This window comes from Streptomyces musisoli, assembly GCF_016741855.1.
GTDB classification, from domain to species: Bacteria; Actinomycetota; Actinomycetes; order Streptomycetales; family Streptomycetaceae; genus Streptomyces; species Streptomyces musisoli.
This window is the reverse complement of sequence record NZ_JAERRH010000060.1, coordinates 1-3,662: the sequence shown is the minus strand read 5'-3', so window position 1 is coordinate 3,662 and position 3,662 is coordinate 1. Positions and strand designations below refer to the sequence as shown.

4 protein-coding genes are annotated in these 3,662 nt (G+C 68.1%); 1 reads left to right on the top strand and 3 read right to left on the bottom strand.

Translation table 11 applies throughout. From position 1 onward, the window contains the following. The 3 genes from JK361_RS41915 to JK361_RS40320 form a co-directional block, all read right to left on the bottom strand. The coding region (locus JK361_RS41915) for a serine/threonine-protein kinase (protein ID WP_307787454.1) at positions 1–1,322 on the bottom strand (1,322 nt) is incomplete at its 3' end. Positions 1,323–1,386: 64 nt separating this feature from the next. Then, entirely contained in the window at positions 1,387–1,989 is a 603-nt protein-coding gene (locus JK361_RS40325) for a TetR/AcrR family transcriptional regulator (RefSeq protein WP_201828172.1), read from the bottom strand. Then, the gene (locus JK361_RS40320) at positions 1,979–2,848 is read right to left on the bottom strand and encodes an SDR family NAD(P)-dependent oxidoreductase (RefSeq protein WP_201828170.1); all 870 of its coding nucleotides are present in this window, start codon (positions 2,846–2,848) and stop codon (positions 1,979–1,981) included. Before JK361_RS40320 ends, JK361_RS40325 begins: the two co-directional genes overlap by 11 nt. A 234-nt stretch (positions 2,849–3,082) precedes the next feature. Between JK361_RS40320 and JK361_RS40315 the strand changes: the two genes are divergently transcribed. Continuing rightward, the gene (locus JK361_RS40315; RefSeq protein WP_201828168.1) at positions 3,083–3,562 is read left to right on the top strand and encodes a hypothetical protein; all 480 of its coding nucleotides are present in this window, start codon (positions 3,083–3,085) and stop codon (positions 3,560–3,562) included. The last annotated feature ends 100 nt before the right edge of the window (positions 3,563–3,662 follow it).

The window sequence follows — 3,662 nt, the reverse complement described above, 5'->3', positions numbered from 1 at the left end:
GAGAGGCCCAAATGACCCCGGGCATAGATCACAATCATTACGAGGTCCACAGCGATGGCCGCCGCGGCCGCGTATCCCGTCCCGCGCGTCAGGCTTCTGGAGCGCGGTGTGAGTACTGCCGTCAACACCCAGGTGACCGCCAGGGCGACCGGAACCCCGATCTGCGGCGAGGCGCCGGCCAGCAAGGTGAGCAACAACCATAGGCATACCGGGAGGCCGAACTGTGTCGCGCGGCCACGGCGTGCCGGGGTATGCGTCGATGCCGTGTCCGGCCATGGGGGGAGGCTGGAAGCGAGCGGCGCGGTGGGCGGCATCTGGACCATCGTCTGCACCTGCGATTGTGTTATCTGGACGGCGCCATTCCCGCCTGCGTCCTGAGAGAGGGCCGCCCGGCGCGCGAGTGACGCACTCATAGCGCGGGCCATCCTGGCCACCAGGATGTTGCGGGCTTCGTGGCCTGCTGGTGGTTCGGGCTCTTGTGCGCGTTCGAGTTGTCGTAGCGCCTGGGAGAGGTCGGTGGCGTTCGGGTACCGCTGATCGGGGTCCTTGTGCAGCAGGGTCAATACGAGGTTGTCCCAGGCGAGTGGGATTTTCGTGGACACCGAGCTGGGGGCGGGGGGTTCCTGGGTGAGGTGTGCCGTGAGGTAGCCGACGGTGTCGGGGGCCTGGAACGGCAGTTGGCCTGTGATCAGCTCGAAGAGGAGGCAGCCGAGCGCGTACAGGTCGCTGCGCGGTTCCGGGAAGCCGCGTGCTTGCTCGGGCGCCATGTACGGGGGAGTGCCCACGATGAAGCCGGTTTGGGTGAGTCGGTCCGCGGTCGCGTAGGGGTCGGCCGCTCTCGCAATGCCGAAGTCGAGGACCTTCACGTTGCCGGACAGCGTGATGAGGATGTTGGACGGCTTGATGTCCCGGTGCATGATTCCGGCGTTGTGCGCATCAGCAAGGGCATCACCTATCTGCGCGCCCCATCGGGCCGCGTCCGGCAGGGTGACGGCGCCTCGGCGCAGCATTGCATCCAGGCCCTCGCCTCGGACGAGTTCCATCACCAGGAACGGGACCCGTTCGTTTCCCGTGCCGGTCTCTCCGAGGTCGTGGATGGTCACGATGTTGGGGTGCTGCAGTTGGGCGGTGATCCGTGCCTCGCGCAGGAATCTGGCGCGGGCCTCGTCGCCGAGGCTTCCACCGCCGGCGAGCAGGGAGATCACCTTGACTGCGACGGGCCGGCCCAGCGTCTCGTCCTGCGCCTCCCATACTTGCCCCATACCGCCCTCGCCGAGCTGTCGCACCAACCGGTAACGCCCCCCGAGGAGCTGATCTCGCACTGCTACGCCTCCCCGAACACTTCCGGCCCTCCCGCCGGCGAACCGGCGCGATGAGATTGGGTGGTCATTCTTGTGGACCTCGGAGGGACTGCCAGATGCGTTCCGGCAGGACACGGGAGGCCTGCTTGAGGTCGATGGTGGGGTCGCCTGCCAGCCAGCGTCGGGCGGTTTCTGCTACGGGGCCGATGAGGAGCATCTCCGTGAGCGGGTCGGGAAGGTCGACGATGTGTCCGGTTTCAGCATGCGGCCGTGCCCAGGACTGGAGGCGTTCGATGCGGGGGGCCTTGGCCGCGGCGATGGCTGCAGTGTGGGCGGGCAGGAAACCTGCGTAAGACGAGGCGTGGATGAATCGGGCCTTGGCAGGTTGTTCCTCGGCGAACCGCAGGTAGGCGACGACCACCGCACGCACCCCGGTGCGGGCGGTCCTCGTCCGCTCGAGCGAGGCGATCAGCGCATCGAGTAGGTCGGCCATGCATCGGGCGTAAAGCGCGGCGGCGAGTCCGTCGAAGCTGCCGAAGTGGTGGTAGAGGCTGCCCAGGCTGATTCCGCTGGTGGAGGTCACGGCCTGCACCGTGAAGCCTTCGGGTCCCTTGTGTTCGTGGACCTCCAGTGCGGCGGCAAGCAGGCGCCGCGCGGTCTCCTCGCCGCGCGGCTGCTTAGGCGACACCGGGCGCTCCGCACGGCGGCACGACCGGTGACAGGCCGGTCAGCTCCAGCGCCTGCGCCCAGACCTGCTGCGCCAGCGCGACGTCGCGCGCCATGGGAGCCAACGGCGTCTCCCTGCCGCTGTGGAAGTACCGTCCGGTGACGTCCGAGGCGGCTTCGCCCTGAGCCAGCCGGACGATGGGAGCCGCTGCGGTTCGTGGCGGCTTCCACAGCAGTTTCATCGCCTTGAGCAGGTAACCGGGCACGCCGGCACGGTCGCCCAACTGCGTGCGCACCACCCCGGGATGCACAGCGTTGATGCGTACCCCCGCCGTGCTCCAGCGTTGCGCGAACAAGGGAACCAGGAGCAGGTTGCACAGCTTGGTATCCGCGTAGGTGCGCAGCGGGTGGAAGTCGGCACCCGTGGGCGTGTGCTCCAGGTCTACACGTCCCTTGACGTACAGCCCGGCACTGACCTGCACAACACGTGCCCGGGAGGACAGCAGTCGAGGCTCCAGGAGGTGGTTAAGGGCGAACGGAGCAAGGTGGTTGGTGACGAAGGCATGCTCAAGACCATGCTTGCCGCGGACCAGGCGGCTGGGCCAGATGCCGGCATTGTGGATGAGCACATCGATGCGAGGGCAGCAGGCGAGCAGCGTTTGCGCTGCGGAGCGGACCCCGGAGAGCTCGGAGAGATCACCGACAACGAGGGCGACGTCCGAACCACTCCGGGCCCCCAGGGCCGAGCGGGCCGTCTCACCGCGCTGCCGGTCGCGCGCCAGGAGGACGACCCGGTAACCCTGGCGCACCAGCTCCTGTGCGACGGCGTATCCAATCCCGCGGTTGCCACCCGTGACAACGGCTGTCGGTGTCGAGTTCATGACCCCACCATAGAACCTGCTGGAACAAGTTTCTAGAGAAATATTCTAGTACTGGCCTTGCATCCGTCCCACCTGCAGCCCAGACTTTGATCGGTCACCGACGGGGTGGTCCTTCCCCCGGCGGCCTGGTCAACCCCTTCGGGAACAAGGCGAAACGGGGGCCGTGGCTGCGAGAGCTGGTGCCCTAACGTCGCCGGGCTCAAGCAGCCGCCAACAACTAGTTGAGGGGGAAGCGTGGACGATCGTCAGTCTGATGGCGAGTCCGGGCAGCAGACGCCACCGAAGGGGCCACCGCCGCCGACGATCCCGCCGCCGCCCGCCGGTCCGCCCGCCGCACCCGTACGGCCCTCTGCCTGGCAGAGGGCCACGGGCAAGCAGAAGACCTTGTTGTCGGTGGCCGCCGTGGGCGTCGTCCTGGTGGTCGTCCTGACCGCCATCTCCTCGTCCGGCAGTCCGGACGACTCCGCCGGGGGTTCCGGTGGGCCGGTGGCAGATTCGTCGGCCGTTGCCGCGGCCCACGGCACCGCGGCCGCCACCGCCCTGAACGAGCTGCCCGGCATCCACCTGTCCGCGGCCTACGCCCCGTCCGGCGGTAAGCCCGTCACCCGGGCCGAGCTGACCGTCACCGACGACGGGAAAGCGTCAGGCACCTTCGAGGAGCCGGTGACCGGCAAGGCCACCATGGCGTGGTCCGGTGAGCAGCTCTACCTTTGATCTTGGCCAGTGCTCCGCCCTTTAGGGCGGGGGTGAAGGCCATCTCAGAATTGCTCTGACCCGCACCGGGGGCACGGGTCCGCACCGTTGACCTCAGCTC

Excerpts from the sequence above, each read along its gene's own strand:
- JK361_RS40320 (WP_201828170.1), bottom strand. The coding sequence starts at position 2,848 with ATGAACTCGACACCGACAGCCGTTGTCACGGGTGGCAACCGCGGGATT.